Genomic DNA, 19,026 nt, shown 5'->3' on the forward strand with positions numbered 1-19,026 from the left:
GGCTCACACGCCCCGACCGTGCACGGGTCTGGCGTTCGCAGGGGGTTCTCCGACCTCGTGGATGGTATGGCCGCCGCAAGCCGTTTTGGTTACGCTGGCCCGATCGATGCGCGACACGATGAACCATCTCATGGCGTCGCGGAGTCGACACCAGCCAACCAAGTACCACTGGCCGTTCGTTGAGGCGAACAGCACGGGTTCGACGTCGCGGATGGTCGTGCTCCCGTCCTTCGATGTGTAGCGGATGCGTATTACCCGCTGCTCGGACATCGCCTGCTCCAGAGCCGACCTGATCGTGCGCGAGGATGGGGGACCCGCATTAACCCAGACACGGCCAGCAAGCTCGTCGGCTCTTGCTCGGGTCTTGGGATCGAGGACATCTACGATCTTCCGGATCCCGGCTGCTGCCAGATCGGCATAGGGGGCGTCGGGTGAAGCAGACACGGCTGCCATGAGCGCTACGGCCTGCGTTGGGGACAGGCTTACGGGCGGCAGGGAAGCACCAGCAGCCAACCCGTAGCCACCGCCCGGCCCTGGGCGCGACCATACGGGGGCACCGCTGCTCTCCAACGCATCCAGGTCCCTCTTGACTGTTCGCACGGACACTTCGAACTCCCTGGCCAAGCGATCGGCGGAGCACCCCCGTGATCCATTACGGCGCAGCATCTCGGACAGGGCGAAGAGTCGCTCTGCTCGCTTCACCTTTTAGCCCGTACAAAATTCATGACACAAATAGTGACATACACCTGCCCATAGGGCATACGAAGGTATTGATATGGAAACTACTACGAGCAATGAAACCATCATCCTCATCGCCGGCCACTGGCTGGGGGCTTGGGCGTGGGATGAAGTCCTTGAACATCTGGAAACCGACCACTCCCGTGCAATAGCAGTGACGCTCCCTGGTCTCGATGGGGACGATCCTGAACGGGCGACGAGGACCCTCGACGATCAAGCTGCCGCCGTCCTGGACATCTTTGCCCGACTCGGCGTTTCCGAAGATCAGCCCGCGACTGTCGTCGCTCACAGTGGGGCCAACGCCCCGGTCAGCCTCGTCCTTGACCGACACCCTGAGCTTGTTCGCCTGGTGGTGTGGGTCGACTCCGGCCCTCTGGCGACAGGAAGCATCTTCGCCCCGGATCTCCCGGACGGGTTGGAGGAGCTTCCGCTGCCGTCCCTTGAAGTCCTCGCACAGCAAGCTAGCCTCGAAGGCTTGAGCGCAGAAGTCCTTGAGCGGTTTCGTGCCCGGGCCGTCCCTGAGCCCGGTCCCGTGCTCCGTCAGCCCGTCGAGCTCATGAACGATGCCCGCCGCAAGGTCCCGACCACCTTGGTGTGCTGCTCCATCCCTGGCGCGCAGGTGCTGGAGTTGGCCCACACAGGCCATGCCATGTTTGCTGAAGTCGCGAACATCGAGCATCTCGACGTCATTGACCTACCGACGGGGCATTGGCCCATGTGGAGCCGCCCCCGCGACCTCGCGAAGGTGATCCAGGTAGCTGCCTCACGAGGCAACTGAACCAGTGCGGGCTGTTCGGGGAGGTCACTCCGCGAACAGCGCCGCCAGGTCGTCCGCCGTCAACGAGCCACCGGCCAGCGCGTCGCCTTCCATCACGTCCGCAAACAGCTGTGACTTCTTGGCCTTCAGCGCCATGACCTTTTCCTCGATGGTGTCCTTCGCCACCAACCGGTAGACCATCACGTTTCTGGCCTGCCCAATGCGGTGCGTGCGGTCCACGGCCTGAGCCTCGGACGCGGGGTTCCACCAGGGATCCAGCAGGAACACGTAATCGGCTTCGGTCAGGTTGAGTCCGAAGCCACCGGCCTTCAGCGAAATCAGGAAGACCGGAGCGGCACCGTTCTTGAACTCGCTGACCACATCGCCGCGGTTGCGGGTGCTGCCATCGAGATAGCAATACTCAACGCCCTCGGCATCCAAACGCTCCCGAACCTTGCCCAGGAACCCCGTGAACTGGCTGAAAATCAGCGCCCGGTGTCCCTCGGAAATGAGGTCCTCCAGTTGTTCAAAGAGCACGTCCAGCTTGGAAGACCGCACCCCGGACAGCGACGAATCCACCAACGACGCATCCAAACTCAGCTGACGCAGCAATGTCAATGACTGGAAGATCGTGAAGCGGTTCTTGTTCACGTCATCGATCAGTCCAAGGATCTTCTGCCGTTCGCGCTGCAGGTGTGTCTGGTAGACCTTCTGGTGCCGCGGGTTCAGCACCACTTCCAGGATCTGCTCCTGCTTGGGTGGCAGGTCCTTGATGACCTGCTCTTTGGTGCGGCGCATCATGAGCGGACGCACACGACGCCGGAGCTTGCCCAGCTGCGCGGAGTCACCGTTCTTTTCGACCGGCTTTTGATAGTTCTCGGCGAACCGTTTGGGGCTCGGGAACAGTCCCGGCGCCACGATCGACGTCAGCGCCCAGAACTCCATGAGGTTGTTCTCCAGCGGCGTGCCCGTGATGGCCAGCTTGAAACGGGCCGGCAGTTTGCGTGCACACTGGTACGCCTTGGACTGGTGGTTCTTGACGAACTGCGCCTCATCGAGCATCAGCCCTGCCCATTGGAAGGAGGCGTAGGCATCGTAATCAATGCGGAACAGGGCATAGGAAGTAATAACGACGTCGGCGCCCGCCAACGCTTCGGACGGTGCCAGCCCGCTCTTGGCGAAGGTTTCGCCGACGGTCCGCACGACGAGCCCCGGAGCAAAGCGCTGCGCTTCAGCAGCCCAGTTGCTCACAACACTCGTGGGCGCAACAACCAGGAAAGGAGCCCGCGGGGTCACCTCGGAGGCATCACCCTGTGCGGCGGCAGCTGTGGAAGCCGCCAGCTCCTTCGCCGCACAAATCAACGCGATCGCCTGCACGGTCTTACCCAAGCCCATGTCATCAGCCAGCACGCCGCCGAGGCTGTGCTTGTACAGGAAGCTGAGCCAATTGAAACCCTCGAGCTGATACGGACGCAGCTCAGCGTTAAGGCCCTCCGGCAGCGGAAGCCCGGTCACGCCGTCGTCGAGCAGTCCACCCACGGCCTCGCGCCAGGCGGCGGCCTGTTCGTCCACGATTCCCAGTTGCGCCAGCTCGTCCCAGAGTCCGGCCTGGAAACGGCTGATCTGCAGGGTGCCGTCCTTGTTGTCGGGGTTGTCCTGCAGGGAGCGGGCTTCGTCGATCAGGGCGCGGAGTTGGTGCAGCTCGGGAAGATCAAGTGAGAAGTAGGCGCCGCTGGGCAGCAGCATGCGGCTCATTCCGGCAGCAAGCGCGGAGAACACAGCCGCGAAGGAGACGGGTTCGCCTTCCAGGGTGATCACGATGCCGAGGTCGAACCAGTCGCCGCTCGCCGTTTCCTTCGTGGAAATGGACACCACCGGCGCTTCGGCTGCCTCGCGGTAATCTGCGATGTCGCCGGACGTTTCAACCACGACGTCGGGCAGGTCCTTGAGCGCGGGAAGCACCTCTTCCGTGAACGCCAGCGTGTCCAAGCCGCTGAGTTCAGCGGAGGCAGCGATGCGGGGCGCGCCCCAGCCGCCCGTTGCCGATTCGGCCAACGCAGGCACTACGTCCCACGGCCGACCAAGTGACTCCAGGATGCGTGCTTCTTCAAGGTCATCGCGGTAACCGCGGTCGTCCGGATGCCGCCACAACGGCTGTGCGGTGACCAAGGTCCCGGACTTGTAGTGCCACTCCCAATGCAGCCGGACCTTGTGGTCGTTGCCGTAATTGGCCAGCAGGGACAGCGTTGGGACAGCCAACGTGGGCAGCTCCACCGATTCATCCGCGGCCTGCACCGGCGTTGACTGCCGCAGCTTCGGATAGAACGAGGTCAGGAACCGGCTCTCATCCTCGGCGGGAATCTGAAGTGTTTGGCCGTCCATGACAAACTCCAGCAACTCATCACTGATGCCGCCCTCGATCGGGGCAAGCGTGATGAGGTTCTTCTGCTGCGGAACGCCGGGCAGCGTTTCCCCTGAGTGCGTGAAAAAGATTCCGTTGGCCGGCTTGCCCAGGAAACCTACGGATCCCGCATCCACGGGCTCCCCGCCGACTGTCACCGAGGGCGCAAGCTGCAGGCCGCCGTCGGGCGCTTCCTGCTTTGCGGTGTCCGGAGCGGCTTCAAGTCGCGCCAAGCTGAGTCCCACGACGGCGGCTTGCGACTCAACGCGGACAGGCTCGCTACCAGCGGAGTGGATGAGGGGTATGCCGGCTTTGGTGGCGTCAGCAAGGAAGGTCCACAGGTTCTTGGCCGCGAAATCGTTCAGGCTCAACCACATGGCACCGGACGGTTGCTGCCGGCCGTTGCTGGAGCCGTGGGCCGCGAGGAAAGTCTGAAGCCACTCGACGTGGACCTCATTGAATTCACGCCGGAAACTGACGTAGCTCAGGTTGTTCCACGAGACGTCGCCGCGGATCCACTTGCCCTTGGCGCCCATCATGACCGGGCGCGCCTTGAGTTGGCGGACGCTGCGCCTGGGGTCGCGGCGGCCTGTATAGGAGAAGTGGGCCGCGGGCTCTTCCACCTCGAACTGAAGCGCGAGCGGGATGCCGGCAGCGCTGGGAGCCGTGCCGGGTTTGGCGATCAACCTGTTGAGGGCTTGTTCCCACGCAGGACGTGCCGATCCCCCCTGTTGGCCGGAGCCCACCCTTGAGGTCTGAATTCCGGGGGCCTGGGAAAGGAGTTGGGCGCGGATAGTGGGGTGGTCTTCGGCAGTGAAGAGCAACGCGGCCACATGCTTGCAGTCCTTACGGACCGGGCAGCTGCAGATACCCACCGTGCAGCTCCAGCCGCTTGGCTTACGGACCAGTTTTGCCGACGTCGAATAAGGCTGCGGACCGGTGCCGCGGACCTTGCCCATCAGGAGGCCTGTAGCCGCGTCGAAAGAAATCCCGTTCACGCGGCTGCCCATGGCATAGGCCAGTCCGGCCGCGAGGGAGCGGTCCGTGATGGCAGGAGTCTGAATGGCCAGTTCCCAGTTTTCGTCTGTGTGGGACGGCATGCGTAGGGCTACTTTCGGCAGGAGGATATCTGTTCAATCTTAGTCAGCAGAAAACGGCTCCCAAACTTCGCCCTCCGTTAACCTCTTCCTCGATTGCCGCGCCGCTCCCACGCGTACGTTGAAAGTGTCCGGAGCACCATCAGCTTTCAGCAGTGAGGATTCCCCATGACTACCAACGAGTACCCCGTCGTCCTGAACAAGACCAGCTTCGAAGCCGGCAGCGCGGATGTAGTGGATTCCAACGTCAACGTGGTGAACGAGATGTACGCGGAGCTCCTCAACAGCGACGAAATTGCGACCCCTGCGCTCAACAGCTACTTTGTGGACTTCTACCTGACGCAGGCACTGTCCGGCGGTTTCGCCCAGTACGTCTTCACCGCACCGGAGCGTGAAGAAGTGGACGCCTACATCCGTGCAGGGCTTGAGGGCATGGGAGCCACCCGGCACCTTGACCTCTTCAACCGCACCGCCGCCGCATTCGACGCCCTGAGCGAAGACGAAGCCGAGGCCTACCTCGACGGAGACCTGGACGAGTCCGAAACGCCGCCTGCGGCTGTTGGTACTTTGGATGAGCTCGACGGCGAGTTCGAGGCGCTGCTGGAAGAAGAGGACATCATCGAGCTCAACGCTGCCTACCTCCGCGGACAGTCCGAACTGTTGGTTCTTTCGGATGAAGAAATCGAAGCGCACATTGCCGAGCGTGTCGCCCAGATCCCCGACCTCGCCGAGCGCCAGGCCGAAGCCGACGAAGAAGCCCTCGCCAACGCCCCCGAGTTCGAGGTCATCATCCGCGAACTGTGCGACGTTGCCGGTTACGCCTTGGAAAAGATCACCATGGGCGATCCAAACTACGAGCACGATGGCGTGAAGACCCTCGCTTGGCACTTCTCCACCGACCACGGCGACTACATCATGGTGGAAGACGACGACGAGGCCTTCATGATCCACCCGGAGACCAAGGAAATCATCGCGGCCGTAGAGTTCGAGGAATCCGAGGAATTCGCGGACGCTTAGGCCTTTGGTTCGGCCGGACGGCAGACATCCTCCGCGTGTACCCCACCGTCCCCCTAGCCTCGCAAGCTCGGCCAGGGAACCCTGACGGTGTGGGCCCACTTTGCGCTTTGACGCACGCTTCCGGAGGCCTGCCGTCCGGCCGGGGGTTGTGGACACCGTGGCGACGAATTCACGGCTTTAGTCAGGTGGGTTTGTGTGTCGTAATAGACTCGACCGGTGCGCGCGTATTGGGAGCTGGCCAAGTCATCATTCCGCCGCCATTCCACGTACCGTACAGCCGCCGTCGCCGGGGCTTTTACCAACTCGGTTTTCGGGCTCATCCGGGCATCGCTGCTGCTGAGCGCCATCACGACGGCGGGTGGGGCCATCGGGGGATACTCGGCAATGGAGGCCGCCACTTATGTGTGGTTGGGGCAGGCGCTCCTGACGCCCTTGGGGCTGTTCGGCAACACTGAGCTGGCAAGCCGGGTGAAGTCGGGAGACATCGCGGTCGACCTTTCCCGGTCCGTCAACCTGACCGCGTCCTACTGGGCTCAAGACCTGGGACGTGCCGCCTTCGATGTCCTCCCACGCGGGTTACCGCCACTGATCGTCGGCGCCTTGATAACCGGCCTGGCGATGCCCGGAACTCCAGGGCCTTACCTGCTGGGATTCGTGTCGATCCTGGCTGCAATATCCCTGAATTTTTTGGGCTTTTTCGCCATCAATCTGTTGTCCTTCTGGGTGCTCGAAATCCGCGGTTTCTGGATGCTGTACATGGTCCTGATGAACCTGCTGTCCGGCTTCCTGGTGCCCGTGACCTGGTTTCCCGGCTGGTTGCTCGATTTCGCCCGGGCCACGCCGTTCCCGTCAATGCTTCAGACCCCGGTGGATATTCTGGCGGGAAGGACCGACGGCGCTGAAAGCCTCGCGATGGTGGGTCTCCAGCTCCTCTGGCTTGCCGTGCTGCTGGTAGTCGTTCAGGTGATGGTCCGCTTCGGTTCGCGGAAGTTGGTGGTGCAAGGTGGCTAGTCCCCGCGCGACCTCTCCCCGGGCAACCCGGGACCCGCACGCCCCGGTCACCAACCTGGTCCTCCTCAAACTCCTCGTCTCGGCCCGGCTGCGCTCGCAGCTCGCATATCGGGGCAGTTTCCTCTCTGACGTCGCAGGGCAAGTCCTGCTGGGATTGACTGAGTTCGTGGAGCTCTACGCAATCGTCCACAACGTGTCCACCTTCGGCGGTATGACCTTGGCCCAGACACTCCTGGTGTTTGGCCTCGCCTCGGTGGCCTTCGCGCTGGGTGATCTACTCATGGGCGAGACCGACTCCATGTCCGAGACCATCAGATCCGGCAAGCTGGAGGTGTTGCTGGTCCGGCCTTTGCCTGTGCTGTTGCAATTGGCCACCTCGGATTTCCAACTGAGACGCGTGGGGCGACTGTTCTTCGCCCTGGCAGCATTGGTTGCAGCGCTCCTACTCACGGATATCGACTGGGACCCCGCCAAGATCATGTTGGCGATCATCACACCTCTAGCCGGCGCAGCGATTTTCTGTGCACTCTTCCTCGGCGCTGGAGCCATGCAGTTCTGGATACTCGACGGCAGGCAATTTGCCAACGCCTTCACCTATGGCGGCCGGTACGTGGCCTCCATGCCCGGAGCGGCGCTGTTCTTCCCGGTTCAGATCTTCTTCACGTTCGTCATTCCCGCAACGTTGGTTGCCTACGCCCCCACCCTGGTCATTCTCGACCTGGACGGCCCAGCCGGGATCCCGGCCTGGACGGGGTGGCTGGGACTGCCAGCCGCCGTCGTCCTTAGCGGACTCATGCTGCTCCTCTGGCGGGCGGCCATCAAAAAGTACACCGGCGCAGGAGGCTGACATGCCCATCATCGAAGTGGAAAATCTGAGCCGGGAGTTCCAAGTCATGGAATCGGTCGGCCGGTTCCTGCGACGCAAGAAGACCGTTCACGCGGTCCGTGGGATCAACTTCACTGTGGAGCCGGGAGAGGCGGTCGGCTACATCGGAGCCAACGGCGCCGGCAAGTCCACCACCATCAAGATGCTGACGGGTGTCCTGGTGCCAAGCTCGGGACGTGTGACCGTCTGCGGGTTCAACCCGGTGCCGCAGCGGAAAGCGTTGGCCCGGAAGATCGGCGTCGTGTTCGGACAGCGCTCACAGCTCTGGTGGGACCTTCCGTTGCAGGACTCTTACCCGATCCTTGGTGCCATGCATCGCATGTCCGAGGCGGATTGGAGGCCCAGGTTCCGTGAGCTCGCCGATCAGATGGATCTGGGGGAGTTCCTCACCACACCTGTTCGGCAGCTCTCCTTGGGCCAGCGGATGCGGGGCGAGGTTGCGGCTGCCCTGCTGCATCGGCCGGAGCTGGTGATTCTGGACGAGCCGACCATTGGCCTGGACATGATCAGCAAGGCGAAACTGCGCCAGTTCCTGGACGCTGAGCGTCGCGAGAACGGCACAACGCTGCTGCTAACCACTCACGACATGAGCGATATCCAACGTTTATGCCAACGCGTTCTGGTAGTCGACGACGGCGCCATCGCCTACGACGGCCCGCTCACCGGTCTGGCTGATGTCGCCGGAGCCGTGCGCACCATGGTGGTTGACCTTGCCGCCCCGTGCACTCGGCTGTTCTCTTTTCGCTTCCTGACGGCGCCGTGCACGAAGGTATTGAAGCCGATGGAATCAGGCACAGCGTTTCCTTCGATCCGCGTAGGCTCTCAGCGGCCACCGTGCTTGCCGCGATTTCCAGCACGGCCGAGGTTGCCGACCTGTCACTGCACGAGCCGGACATCGAGCACCTGGTGCGGCAGTTGTACGGGCGTGCGAGGCGGTAGTTGAATTGCACGAGTTCGCTGGAACCCTGTGCGCTCGCCCGGAACGTTTCGGCGATGCGGCAGGTTTCCCACGAACTCAGCGCACTGGGAGAGTGAGGCGCTAGCTGTTCTGGTCCAGCGCCTTGGCGAGGTAACCGAGTAGCTCGTCGTCGACGTCGTCAACGGATTTCAGCCGCACCCGGCGGTCGAAGAAATCTCCCTCCCGAACCTTCACGGCCTCAAGCCTGCCCTCCGCTGGAGCGTCCAAACGCAGGGCGACGTCAACGGTGGTGTTGTTGGTCCGGGTGATCTGGGCGAACTTCCGCCGAGGGCTGTGAAGCGAGACATAGCCTTTGCGCATTTGGATCCCGACACCCTCGGTCTCAGCGGACCAAGCCAGCAATGCGTCGGCAATGTGGCGCAACTGGGGATGGTTGGCGTACTGGCCGTCGATGAGTTCATCGGCGTCCCGGAGCATGAACTCGGGGTAGCCGAACATTTCCCACGAGACTGCGTATTGCGCATAGCCCGTGATGCCGTGTTGGTCGCGCATCCAGTCGCGGAGCTCGGCGTCGTTCTTGAAGCCCTTGGCGCGACCCTCTTCGACCCACCAATGGACGTCGTGTCCGGACTTGCGCAGAAGCAACGCCTGGTTGCTGTCCACCATGGTTTGCCATGTCTTGGCCGCGGCCTTGATGTCAGAAGTCTCGCCCATATCCCGATCGTAGCCCGGCGCTGCTCCTGACTTCGCTGGAAACGTGCTGGTTCGTGGGCAAGCTTTCGGCGTATTCGCACCATTCCCGCGGCCTGGGAGCTCGGATTTCCACATAGCGCGGCGCACCTCTTTAGCGACTCTATGTTTGGTTGCCATGCTGACCCGATGGAGCCAACGTCATCGCTTGAAAGCAACGCCCCGATAGTCCACCCGCTTCCTGTGCGTGGGTACATGTGGAGGACTGATGAATTACTCCGATTCGGTCTCAACAGTCGAAATATCAAGGCGCTAGTGGAGTCCGGCGAACTGCATCGCCTGAGATATGGCTGCTATATCAGGGCTGACAAGTGGAACTCGTTGGGTCCGAGGAGGCAGGCCAGAGAGCGGATCGTGGCACATGCGCATGGCACACTGACCACGTCAACAGGTGGTTTCGTTTACAGCCATTTGTCGGCAGCAAGGCTCCATGGACTGTTCGTGTGGGGCGTGGATGACAAAGTTCATTTCCTGCACCGGGCCAGGCCATCCTCCGACCGATGGGGCAAGGATGTTCGGGGACACACAGAAACTTTCTCCGAGGACGATGTGGTGCAGGTTCAGGGTTTGCGGGCGACCACACTCGAACGCACCATCTTTGACAGCGTCAGGATGCTTAGCTATCCCAAAGCACTAGTGATTATGGACCATGGGTTGCGTGTCGGCGCCGACATCAGCGTACTTGCCGACTTGGCAGCGGCCTCCTCTGGAAAGCGGGGAATCCGCACTATGCGCAAGGCTTTGGACAACGCAGACCCGCGCTCCGAGTCTGCCGGCGAGACGCTGACCCGTGAGTTGATGCAAAGGCTCAGCATCAGGCCCCCACAGCCACAATTCGAGGTGCAGTTTCGTTTGGGTCGCCACCGCATGGATTTCGCTTGGGAAGAGGAAAAACTCGCTCTGGAGTTCGACGGTCGAACCAAATACTTCGACTTCAAGCCGACAGACGAGGTCATCTTTCAAGAACGACGGCGGGAAAAGGCACTGGCAGAGGAGGGCTGGCGGTTTATCCGAATCGAGTGGAAGGACCTTTTTCAAGAGCGCGCCTTCAAGGAACGCATCCTTCGGGCGCTCACGTGATCAGTCCGGACTGCGAGTTCGTGGGAACCCTGCCTGTTCGCGAGGAACCTTTCGGCGACATGGCAGGTCTCCCGCGATCTCGGTGCCACGCCTCAGTAGCCCGAACCCCCAGTGCCCTTGATCATCTCCCCTGACGGGCTGACCAAGTACCAAACGCCGCCCACGCCCTGACCCGTCACGTCGCCGGGAGCTTTGTCCTTGGCGTAGTAGTACAGGGGCATGCCGTTGAGAGTTACCTGCTTCTTGCCGTCAGTCGTCGCAATGGTTCCCACAGTTCCGGTGACGCCTTCAACCGTAGGCGAATCCGACGTCGTGGTGAAGACGGGCCAAGCATCCAGGCAAGCGTCCACGCAAGCGCTGGTTCCCGAGTCCTTGACGTCCTTGGTGAAGAAGTAGAGGCTCATGCCCTTGCTGTCCGTCACGATCTGACCTGCGCTGGAGGATGACACCTTCATTTCGGCGCCCGTGGTGGTGGAATCCGCTGTCGGGGATGCGGAGGTAGCTGCTGCAGAGGAAGTGACCGCAGGAGGTGGTGCGGAGGTAGCGGTGGTTCCAGGATTTCCGGCACACCCGGCCAAGGCGGCGGTCAGGACCAACACACCGAATCCAAAAGTGAGTCGTTTCTTCATGTTTAGCTCCTTTGACGAGCCGGCCGGAAAGGACCGGCGCTAACCCCTGCGACGCCGGTGGGGGAAGAATGGTTCATGGGTCTGAACCTTTTCCGTTTGCGCGTCGTCGTATAGGTGAAGGGGCAGCTGAAAGAGGGAGGTGGCTATGCCGTTGGATGAAGAGGTGGTGGCAGCGATCTACCGCGACCATGGCACGGCTCTGAAGCGCTTCGTTCTCAGCTGCACATCCGACGCCCATCAAGCAGACGACGTCGTTCAGGAAACCATCCTCAAGGTATGGCAGCACGCCCCGCAGATTACGGGAAGTTTGCGCAGCTACCTTTTCCGGACAGCCCGCAACGTCATCATCGACAACTACAGGAAGGCCCAGCGCCGCCCTGCCGAGGCCGGCGAGCAAGACCTTCCGGATCATCCTGCAACGGAGCGCGTTGATGAACTCCTGAACAGGGTGCTCATGGAGGAAGCGTTGCTCCGCCTCAGTCACGAACACCGCCAGGTTTTGGTGGCCCTCCACTATCAAAGGTTCACCGTTAGCGAGGCAGCACTGCAGCTGAACATCCCGGCGGGAACCGTGAAATCCCGGGCTTTCTACGCTGTGAAAGCCCTCCGAACGATCCTTGATGAAATGGGGGTGGAACGATGAACGGCAACTCCGTACACCAGTCGCTGGGCGCCTATTTGCTGGGTGGGCTCGAGCCCGAGGAAGCACGCACGTTTGAGGATCACCTCGCCAAATGTGCTGAGTGCCGCCACGAGTTGGAGGAACTGGAAAGCCTGCCCGCCTTGCTCGACGCCGTTCCCGCAGCTGACGCCGTCGCCCTCGCCGTTGCTGGGGGCGCGAACGCGCTCTCACCGTTGGAAGCGAAACCTGCGTCGCTTCCTGAAAAGATACTGGTGGACTTGTCGGTCCAGAGGCGGAAATCACGACGGCGGTGGGCGGCTGTGGTGGGCGCGGTTGCCGCTGCTTGCCTTGCAGTTGGCTTCCTCGCGGGGCCCCTGCTGAACCAGCCCCCGAAGCCGGACGCAAGCTATTCGGTTCAGTCGGAAAGCGGATTGCAGTTGACCGTGGGCATGGTGAAAAAGAACTGGGGAACCGAACTCGCTGTGGAGGGCCGGTCCATGCCGCTGGAAGGCACACTCTATCTGTGGGTGAAGGGGCGGGATGGTGCCGAAGAACGCACCTGCGGATGGACAGCCACTCAGAGCGGCCGGATCAAAATCACCGGTGCCACTCCGGTGCAGTTGGCTGGCATCGCCGGGGTCGAGCTTCGTGATGAAGCAGAGAAAACGGTAGCGTCGATTTCGGTGCCGTAAACCTCAGCGGTCCGTGACCCCTCTGCCCCTGAACCCCTTGCCCTGGGCGCGTAGTTCCACGATCAGGGCCGGGTCTTCGCAAGCCCGGGCGAACGCCTCAATCCGACGCTCAATCTCCCGGCCCAAGAGCCAGCTTCCGATCCTCTCGGCCAACGGCTTCACCAGGGCCGGGCGGCAGGAGAAGGTGTACTTCCAGACTGCCCGGGTGCCGCCGTCGTCCGGGGTGAACCGCCAGCCGCCCCCGAAATTCTCAAAGAACCAAGGCCCGGACACCATGGTCATACCCACATTTCGTGGAGGTGTGTACGAGACGTACTCGCTGACCATTTTCAGGCCCATGCGGGAGACAGTCCGCGTCCTGACGCCCTTACCAGCCGCTTTGGCCCCATCCACAAAGGCTTGGGCGGAGATGAACGGATCCCATTTGAGCCTGAACTCACCCGTGGTCTGGGAGAGAGCAAAAGCGGTCTCGGGATCCAGCCGGATCAGCCGCTCGGCACGTACCTGCGGCATCAGGACCCCTGTCCCGCGCCGAGTACAAGGAACACCATGAAGGCAACACCAAAGACGTTGACCGCCATGATCGCCAACCCGACGATTCCTGTGATGCGGCCCGCGTTCATGCGACCCGCCCGGAATACGGCGACCAACCCGCTGACCACAGCCACGATTGCCAGAAGGACCGCGACTCCCGCCAGGATCAGTGCACCGAACCACCAAGCGTCGTTGCCCTGGTTGTAGCGGCTTATCGACGAGGCGACAGCCGCAATGCCCAAGGGAATGCTCACTACGGCCGCGATCGGGGAGAGGACAGCGGCAACGATGCTCGTGATGCCGGCGCCCAGTCCTCGTGTGCCGGACCGTTGTGGTTGCTGGTAGTAGTCGATCGGCGGCTGATAGCTCATGGTTCCCCCAAAGTCCGTTGGCTAAAGCTTGCGGTACGTGAGGTCAAAGATCATGCGCCCGGCCTCGTGGGCTTTGTTTTCAAAGCTTGTCCGGATTCGGCCATCGAACCGAGGAGCCCAGCCGCCTTCTTCATCTATGCCCTCATTGGGACCTGTGTGCTCGGTACTGACCGGTGCTCGGCCTTCCCTGACCGGTGCTCCGCCCACAACAGACTCGACGCCGGACTGCCACACCTGCGTCAGCGGGCTCTCCTCGCCGCTGCGCTCGCCTTCGTGCATGTTCTCGAACTGTGTGGACCCGGCCAGTACTTCACGGACGTGCACGGCGTAGTTGGACCAGTCCGTGGCGATACGCCAGTAGCCGCCCTTTTCGAGTGCCTTAGCAGCTACTGAGGCGAAGGCAGGCTGAATGAGGCGTCGCTTGTGGTGCCGTGCCTTGTGCCAGGGATCCGGGAAGAACACCCAAAGCTCGCTGACCGACCCCTCCGGGAGCATCGACTCGAGAACCTCTGGGGCGTTGGCTTCCACCACCCGCACGTTGGTCAGCCCACGGCTGTTGATCTTGATGATGGTGTTGGCCAAACCAGGTGTGTAGACCTCAACCGCAAGGAAGTCCTTGTCCGGGTTCTGCTCCGCGGCATGGACCACGGCATCGCCCAAGCCCGAACCGATCTCCACAATCAGGGGTGCCTTACGCCCAAACACAGCCTCGGCGTCGAAGGTGTAGTCCGGGTGCACCGAGGTGTTGGCAACATGGCGCGGCACCTGAATGGCCCAGCGTTCTGCGTGCTCTTCCCATGCGGCTTGCCTGCGTCCCTGCAGTCGGGTGCCACGGCGCACGAAACTGACGGGCCGGCCACCGTAGGTACCGAAGGAAGCCTGGCTGCCGGGCGTGACTGGTCGCGGGGAATCTGGGGTTTCACTCATCCTTTCCAGAATACTTTGGTTCCGACGAGACGTTCGGCGAACCCGATCGAGTACGGTAGCGGGGCCCTCTTAGAAGAGGATCAGGTAAGGACGCGTTATCAATGCCCAAAGGCCGATCGAGACCTCCAGCGCGACAACAGCCAAGCCAGACATGCCCGTAAACCATGCCTTCGTGTGGCGTCCGCCGGGTGAGCGGCCTCTGGCCGAAACCATCGACGATATCCCCAGTATTAGTGCCACAAATCCGCATGTGCACGGGAGGCTCCACACAACGGCAGGCACGACCCAAGCTAACGGGCCGGATGATGTGCCTGACCTCGTAAGAAGCACCGCAAGCAGAGAGAAGGGAATGGTCACGTACCAGCACAACGGCGCAGCCAAAGAAAACACGACGCTTGCAATTCCTGTATTCAACCCCGGTGGCTGCGCCGGGGGGACGAGCACGTAATCCAGCGCGGGCTTATCGCTCTCAATGGTGGTCGGGGAAGGTTCAAGGTTTTTGTCCATGCCCTCAACGCTATGGATCGCCAAGCACTGGGGGCAGGGGCGATCAACCCTATGTGGATAACTGCACGGTAGGTCGTTCAAGGGTCACATCCTGCCCAACAAGCCCGAGCCAGGACCGGCTGACAGAATAGGACGGGTGACCTCCTCCAAGAAGCCCGACTACCGAGAGAAATCCGTCCTGCCCGACATAGCAGTGGACGCGGAAATTGACGATGAACCCGCCGCGGACCCGACGCAACTCCGGGGCAAAAGGGGCCTCGTCTACCTAGGCGTTTGCCTGGTGCTGATCGGCCTGAATCTGCGGACGGTCTTCTCCAGCTTCTCCGCCGTCCTCCCGGAAATTATGTCCGACGCCGGCCTGCCGGGCTGGTCGCTGGTGGTCCTCACCACGGTGCCGGTTACCTTGCTGGGCCTCTTCGCACCCCTTGCTCCAGTCCTCGCCCGCAGGTTCGGTGCAGAACGTGTGCTCCTCGGCGCCATGGCTGTCCTCACGGCGGGCTTGCTCCTGCGCCCGGTAGAGATCCCGGGAATGGGCCACCTGCCTGCTCTTCTGGCTGGAACCGCTGCCTGCGGTGCCGCAATCGCCCTGTGCAATGTCCTTCTTCCGGGCGTCGTTAAGCGGGATTTCCCACACCGCCTTGGCCTGATGGGCGGGCTCTACACCACCGCGATCTGCGCTTCGGCGGCACTTGGCGCGGGCTTCACGTATCCGGTCTTTACGGCAACCGGCCACTGGACATCGGCGCTGTGGTTCTGGGCGGTGCCCGCCGCCGTCGTACTTTTGCTCTTCCTGCCGCTGGCAATCCGGCAGCCCTCGGTGAAACACCGAGCGATCCACGGCGGCGTCAATGTGTGGCGTTCAGCCGTGGCTTGGCAGGTGACGCTGTTCATGGTGCTGCAGGCCATGATGTCGTTCAGTGTTTTCGCGTGGATGGCGCCCATTTTGCGTGACCGGGGGATCGACGGCGGAACAGCGGGTCTGATCGTGTCTGTGTCTATCGTGTTGCAGATGCTCGGCTCGCTGTTTGCCCCTGCTTTGGCCACGCGCTTCAAGGACCAGCGGATCATCAACATGGTGGTGGCGCTGATGACCGGCGGCGGTTTTGCTCTCACCATCTTTGGCCCCACTGAGCTGATCTGGGTGTGGACGGGGCTGAATGGGCTGGGCCAGGGTTCGCTGACTGCCGTGGCCCTCACCATGATCATGGTCCGTACCCGCGACGCCCACACCGCTGCACACCTGTCCGGAATGATGCAGGGCGTCGGCTACGGCGTGGGTTCGCTTGGCACATTGATGGTAGGCCAACTTCATCAGGCTACTGGCGGGTTCGCAGCTGCTGGAATCCTGTTCCTGGCGGTCGGTTTACTGGCAGCATTCTTCGGATACCGCGCCGGCCGCGATCGCTTCGTTTAACCCAAGTAGGTCGCAGATCAGGTCGTTCTCAGTGCTGAAAACGACCTGATCTGCGACCTACTTGGGAGAACCTAGACGGTGAGGTCCTTGCCCTTCGTCTCCGGGATGGAGAAGGCGAACGCGATGCCCACCAGCAGCAGGATCACTGCGTACACGTTGAACAGCTGAGCCATCCCGATGGTGCCGAGCCAGGTCTGCAGGTACGGAGCCGTGCCACCAAACGCAGCGACGCAGATGGAGTACGGAACGCCCACGCCGATGGTGCGGATATGGGTCGGGAACAGTTCGGCGTAGACGGCAGGAACGATTGCGGCGCTACCCGCGATGAAGAACAGCATCACGGACATGGACACGGCGAGCTGCCACGGTGAGTCCTTGAGTAGCCATGTCATGGGGAAGTGCAGGAGCGCGGCGCCCGCGGCCGAACTGATGATCACCGGCTTGCGGCCGATGCGGTCGGACAATTTGCCCCAGAACGGCAGGGCGGCGATGAACACCACGTTGGCCACCACGCCTGCCCAGAGAGCTTCACCGCGGTCCATTTTCAGCGTGGTCGCGGCGTAGCTCGGAGCCACAACACCCCAGATGTAGTACACCACCGTCAGGCCAACGGTGAGGCCGATAACCTGCAGAGCCTGCTTGCGGTACTTCACGATCTGCGGCCAGATGGGCAGGCGCTTCTCATTGGGCGCCTCGGCCTCGAAAGCTTCGGTTTCCTTCATCTTGGCCCGCATGAAGAGTGCATAGATACCCAGTGCGCCACCGATGAGGAACGGAATGCGCCAACCCCACGAGCCCATGTCGCCCTTACTGAGGGTTGCGCTGAGGATAGCGCCCAGCAGCGTTCCGGCCAGGATGCCAGCCGTGCCGGAGGTGTAGATGAGGGTCGCCCAGAAACCGCGGTGTTCCTTGGGTGCCATCTCGGACAAGTACGTTTGCGACGACGGCAACTCACCACCGTGGGCAAGGCCTTGGATGAGTCGGGCGATCAGCAGCATCACCGATGCGAAGACGCCCACAGACTCAAACGTCGGGGCAATGCCGATGAGCAGGCTGCCCACCGCGCCGAGGGCCACCGCCACCGTCATGGACGTCTTGCGTCCGATCCGGTCACCGATCCAGCCGAACACGAAACCACCGAATGGGCGGGCAACGAATCCGACGGCGAAGATCGCCAAAGTGGACAGCATGGCCGAGGTGGGGTCGGCGCTGCTGAACAAAGCGCTCGCGATAAACGGCGAGAACGTTGCGTAGATGGCCCAGTCGTACCATTCAACGGCGTTGCCGATGCCGGTGCCGACCAGCGTGCGCATGTGCGACTTGTGGACCTTGACGTCGGGGGACGTTCCTACGGTGGTGGTCATGTGCTTCTCCAAGATCAGGCGGGCCGGGAGCTAGTTGCCGGCGAGGGCGGCGATACGGGACACGGCGAGTTCGGCGTACAGCGCGGCACCGTCGGTGAGGACGCCGTCGTCGAACATTGCGTAGGGCGAGTGGTTGAAGGGCGACGTCGTATGGTCGGCGCCGGGGGCAACGGCACTGAGTCCCACGAAGGTGCCCGGGACTTCAGCGAGGACCCGGGAGAAGTCCTCGGAACCGCTCAGGGGAGTGGACATCCGCGTGTGCCGGGACTCGCCGAACATTCCGGCGATGACCTTCTCCGCGGTGGTGGTTTCATCCTCATCATTGATGGTGAGGGGGTACTCCTCTTGGTAATGCACATCCGCCTCCAAACCGTGGGCTGCCGCGATGCCATGAAGCAGCCTGGGTACTGCTTCCATCATCTTCCGACGGGACTCCTCGGAGAAGGTCCTGATGGTGGCTTCGATCCGGGCAGTCTCGGGGATGACGTTCCGCTTCGTTCCGGCGTGCAGGACGCCAACGGTGAGGACCACGGGATCGAACATGTTGAACTGACGTGTGACCATCACCTGAAGTGCCGTGACCATCTCGGCAGCTGCCGTGACGGGGTCCTTGGCGGAATAGGGAGCGGAGCCATGGCCGCCCGCGCCCAGCACCGTGACAACCAGTCCGTCCGAGGAACTGAGCATGACGCCCGGCTTGGTGACGAACTGGCCATGCGGTTCAAGGGAGGAGAACACGTGCATTCCGTAGGCAGTGTCTGCACGACGACCAGCCGCGTCCAGGACGCCTTCCTTAATCATGTAACTTGCGCCGTCAAAACCTTCTTCACCGGGCTGGAACATCAAGATGACGTCGCCCGCCAACTGGTCCCGGCGCTCGGCCAGAAGGGTGGCGGCGCCGGCCAGCATGGAGGTGTGCAGGTCATGGCCACAGGCGTGCATGGCTCCATCCACGCGGGAGGTGTAGTCCACGCCGGTGGTCTCCTGTACAGGAAGTCCATCCATGTCGGCACGCAGCAACACCACGGGCTTCTCAGCCGAAGCGTGGGGTGCACCGCCACGCAAAACTGCGGTGACCGACGTCGTCTCCTTGCCAAGGGTGATCTCGTAAGGCAGTCCGTCCAGCGCCTTGAGTACCTTCTCCTGCGTGCGGGGGAGCTGCAGGCCGATCTCCGGTTCGCGATGGAGGTCGTGGCGGAGGCGGACGATGTCCTCCTGCAGTTCCTTGGCGTCGGCGGCGATGGTCATGTGTTCTCCTGGTCTTTCTAGGTGACGTGTTCCTTATGCCATTCTGTGGTGACGTGATTCAC

The 19,026-nt window shown here is 62.2% G+C and carries 17 protein-coding genes and 1 pseudogene; 9 read left to right on the forward strand and 9 right to left on the reverse strand.

The genetic code is table 11. The features are described from left to right. Positions 1–3 precede the first annotated feature (3 nt). Entirely contained in the window at positions 4–702 is a 699-nt protein-coding gene (locus M1D89_RS05035; protein ID WP_498648592.1) for a helix-turn-helix transcriptional regulator, read from the reverse strand. A 73-nt stretch (positions 703–775) separates the two neighbouring features. Between M1D89_RS05035 and M1D89_RS05040 the strand changes: the two genes are divergently transcribed. Beyond that, positions 776–1,516: an alpha/beta fold hydrolase gene (locus tag M1D89_RS05040; protein ID WP_498648593.1), complete on the forward strand. Its 741-nt coding sequence runs from the start codon at positions 776–778 to the stop codon at positions 1,514–1,516. 24 nt (positions 1,517–1,540) lie between these two features. Here M1D89_RS05040 and M1D89_RS05045 read toward each other — a convergent pair whose 3' ends face one another. Next, positions 1,541–4,996 (reverse strand): DEAD/DEAH box helicase, encoded by a 3,456-nt coding sequence (locus tag M1D89_RS05045; RefSeq protein ID WP_498648595.1) that lies wholly within the window; start codon positions 4,994–4,996, stop codon positions 1,541–1,543. Positions 4,997–5,161: 165 nt separating this feature from the next. Here M1D89_RS05045 and M1D89_RS05050 point away from each other — a divergent pair, with 165 nt between their 5' ends. The 4 genes and pseudogenes from M1D89_RS05050 (at position 5,162) to M1D89_RS05065 (ending at position 8,846) form a co-directional block, all read left to right on the forward strand. Continuing rightward, complete coding sequence (locus M1D89_RS05050; protein ID WP_498648597.1) at positions 5,162–6,010, forward strand: DMP19 family protein; 849 nt, start codon at positions 5,162–5,164, stop codon at positions 6,008–6,010. 216 nt (positions 6,011–6,226) lie between these two features. After that, positions 6,227–7,021: an ABC transporter permease gene (locus tag M1D89_RS05055; RefSeq protein ID WP_498648600.1), complete on the forward strand. Its 795-nt coding sequence runs from the start codon at positions 6,227–6,229 to the stop codon at positions 7,019–7,021. Then, the gene (locus M1D89_RS05060; protein WP_498648602.1) at positions 7,014–7,868 is read left to right on the forward strand and encodes an ABC transporter permease; all 855 of its coding nucleotides are present in this window, start codon (positions 7,014–7,016) and stop codon (positions 7,866–7,868) included. The genes M1D89_RS05055 and M1D89_RS05060 overlap by 8 nt, the downstream gene beginning before the upstream one ends. A gap of 1 nt (position 7,869) precedes the next feature. Further along, a pseudogene (locus M1D89_RS05065) lies at positions 7,870–8,846 on the forward strand (ABC transporter ATP-binding protein). Between the two features lie 100 nt (positions 8,847–8,946). Here M1D89_RS05065 and M1D89_RS05070 read toward each other — a convergent pair. After that, the gene (locus M1D89_RS05070; RefSeq protein ID WP_498648603.1) at positions 8,947–9,540 is read right to left on the reverse strand and encodes a DUF5655 domain-containing protein; all 594 of its coding nucleotides are present in this window, start codon (positions 9,538–9,540) and stop codon (positions 8,947–8,949) included. Between the two features lie 165 nt (positions 9,541–9,705). Between M1D89_RS05070 and M1D89_RS05075 the strand changes: the two genes are divergently transcribed. Then, positions 9,706–10,656 (forward strand): type IV toxin-antitoxin system AbiEi family antitoxin domain-containing protein, encoded by a 951-nt coding sequence (locus M1D89_RS05075; protein WP_498648605.1) that lies wholly within the window; start codon positions 9,706–9,708, stop codon positions 10,654–10,656. A gap of 92 nt (positions 10,657–10,748) precedes the next feature. On the opposite strand, the gene M1D89_RS05080 is transcribed toward M1D89_RS05075, so the two are convergent. Then, entirely contained in the window at positions 10,749–11,285 is a 537-nt protein-coding gene (locus M1D89_RS05080; protein ID WP_498648607.1) for a COG4315 family predicted lipoprotein, read from the reverse strand. Between the two features lie 145 nt (positions 11,286–11,430). Here M1D89_RS05080 and M1D89_RS05085 point away from each other — a divergent pair, with 145 nt between their 5' ends. Both M1D89_RS05085 and M1D89_RS05090 read left to right on the forward strand, forming a co-directional pair. Continuing rightward, positions 11,431–11,928, forward strand: a complete 498-nt coding sequence (locus tag M1D89_RS05085) for a sigma-70 family RNA polymerase sigma factor (protein WP_476116740.1) — start codon at positions 11,431–11,433, stop codon at positions 11,926–11,928. After that, the gene (locus tag M1D89_RS05090) at positions 11,925–12,599 is read left to right on the forward strand and encodes an anti-sigma factor family protein (RefSeq protein ID WP_498648609.1); all 675 of its coding nucleotides are present in this window, start codon (positions 11,925–11,927) and stop codon (positions 12,597–12,599) included. Before M1D89_RS05085 ends, M1D89_RS05090 begins: the two co-directional genes overlap by 4 nt. Positions 12,600–12,602: 3 nt before the next feature. Here M1D89_RS05090 and M1D89_RS05095 read toward each other — a convergent pair whose 3' ends face one another. The 3 genes from M1D89_RS05095 to trmB are packed head-to-tail and all read right to left on the reverse strand — an operon-like array spanning position 12,603 to position 14,431. Beyond that, positions 12,603–13,112: a type II toxin-antitoxin system RatA family toxin gene (locus tag M1D89_RS05095; protein WP_498648611.1), complete on the reverse strand. Its 510-nt coding sequence runs from the start codon at positions 13,110–13,112 to the stop codon at positions 12,603–12,605. Then, a complete protein-coding gene (locus M1D89_RS05100; RefSeq protein WP_498648613.1) occupies positions 13,112–13,504 on the reverse strand; it encodes a hypothetical protein in 393 nt (130 codons plus the stop codon). The genes M1D89_RS05095 and M1D89_RS05100 overlap by 1 nt, the downstream gene beginning before the upstream one ends. A gap of 21 nt (positions 13,505–13,525) precedes the next feature. Further along, complete coding sequence (gene trmB / locus M1D89_RS05105; RefSeq protein ID WP_498648615.1) at positions 13,526–14,431, reverse strand: tRNA (guanosine(46)-N7)-methyltransferase TrmB; 906 nt, start codon at positions 14,429–14,431, stop codon at positions 13,526–13,528. Between the two features lie 643 nt (positions 14,432–15,074). Between trmB and M1D89_RS05110 the strand changes: the two genes are divergently transcribed. After that, positions 15,075–16,352: a CynX/NimT family MFS transporter gene (locus M1D89_RS05110; RefSeq protein WP_498648617.1), complete on the forward strand. Its 1,278-nt coding sequence runs from the start codon at positions 15,075–15,077 to the stop codon at positions 16,350–16,352. Between the two features lie 71 nt (positions 16,353–16,423). On the opposite strand, the gene M1D89_RS05115 is transcribed toward M1D89_RS05110, so the two are convergent. Both M1D89_RS05115 and M1D89_RS05120 read right to left on the reverse strand, forming a co-directional pair. Then, complete coding sequence (locus M1D89_RS05115) at positions 16,424–17,716, reverse strand: MFS transporter (RefSeq protein ID WP_498648619.1); 1,293 nt, start codon at positions 17,714–17,716, stop codon at positions 16,424–16,426. Positions 17,717–17,746: 30 nt separating this feature from the next. Continuing rightward, on the reverse strand, positions 17,747–18,964 hold the full coding sequence (locus M1D89_RS05120; protein ID WP_498648620.1) for a M20 metallopeptidase family protein: 1,218 nt from the start codon (positions 18,962–18,964) through the stop codon (positions 17,747–17,749). Positions 18,965–19,026 lie beyond the last annotated feature (62 nt).

It is taken from the genome of Arthrobacter sp. D3-18 (assembly GCF_054408525.1).

Bases quoted from the DNA above. Each gene is read 5' to 3' on its own strand.
- M1D89_RS05080 (WP_498648607.1), bottom strand. From the start codon at position 11,285: ATGAAGAAACGACTCACTTTTGGATTCGGTGTGTTGGTCCTGACCGCC.
- trmB (WP_498648615.1), bottom strand. From the start codon at position 14,431: ATGAGTGAAACCCCAGATTCCCCGCGACCAGTCACGCCCGGCAGCCAG.
- M1D89_RS05120 (WP_498648620.1), bottom strand. From the start codon at position 18,964: ATGACCATCGCCGCCGACGCCAAGGAACTGCAGGAGGACATCGTCCGC.
- M1D89_RS05050 (WP_498648597.1), top strand. From the start codon at position 5,162: ATGACTACCAACGAGTACCCCGTCGTCCTGAACAAGACCAGCTTCGAA.
- M1D89_RS05115 (WP_498648619.1), bottom strand. From the start codon at position 17,716: ATGACCACCACCGTAGGAACGTCCCCCGACGTCAAGGTCCACAAGTCG.
- M1D89_RS05045 (WP_498648595.1), bottom strand. From the start codon at position 4,996: ATGCCGTCCCACACAGACGAAAACTGGGAACTGGCCATTCAGACTCCT.
- M1D89_RS05040 (WP_498648593.1), top strand. From the start codon at position 776: ATGGAAACTACTACGAGCAATGAAACCATCATCCTCATCGCCGGCCAC.
- M1D89_RS05095 (WP_498648611.1), bottom strand. From the start codon at position 13,112: ATGCCGCAGGTACGTGCCGAGCGGCTGATCCGGCTGGATCCCGAGACC.
- M1D89_RS05100 (WP_498648613.1), bottom strand. From the start codon at position 13,504: ATGAGCTATCAGCCGCCGATCGACTACTACCAGCAACCACAACGGTCC.
- M1D89_RS05070 (WP_498648603.1), bottom strand. From the start codon at position 9,540: ATGGGCGAGACTTCTGACATCAAGGCCGCGGCCAAGACATGGCAAACC.
- M1D89_RS05090 (WP_498648609.1), top strand. From the start codon at position 11,925: ATGAACGGCAACTCCGTACACCAGTCGCTGGGCGCCTATTTGCTGGGT.
- M1D89_RS05075 (WP_498648605.1), top strand. From the start codon at position 9,706: ATGGAGCCAACGTCATCGCTTGAAAGCAACGCCCCGATAGTCCACCCG.
- M1D89_RS05085 (WP_476116740.1), top strand. From the start codon at position 11,431: ATGCCGTTGGATGAAGAGGTGGTGGCAGCGATCTACCGCGACCATGGC.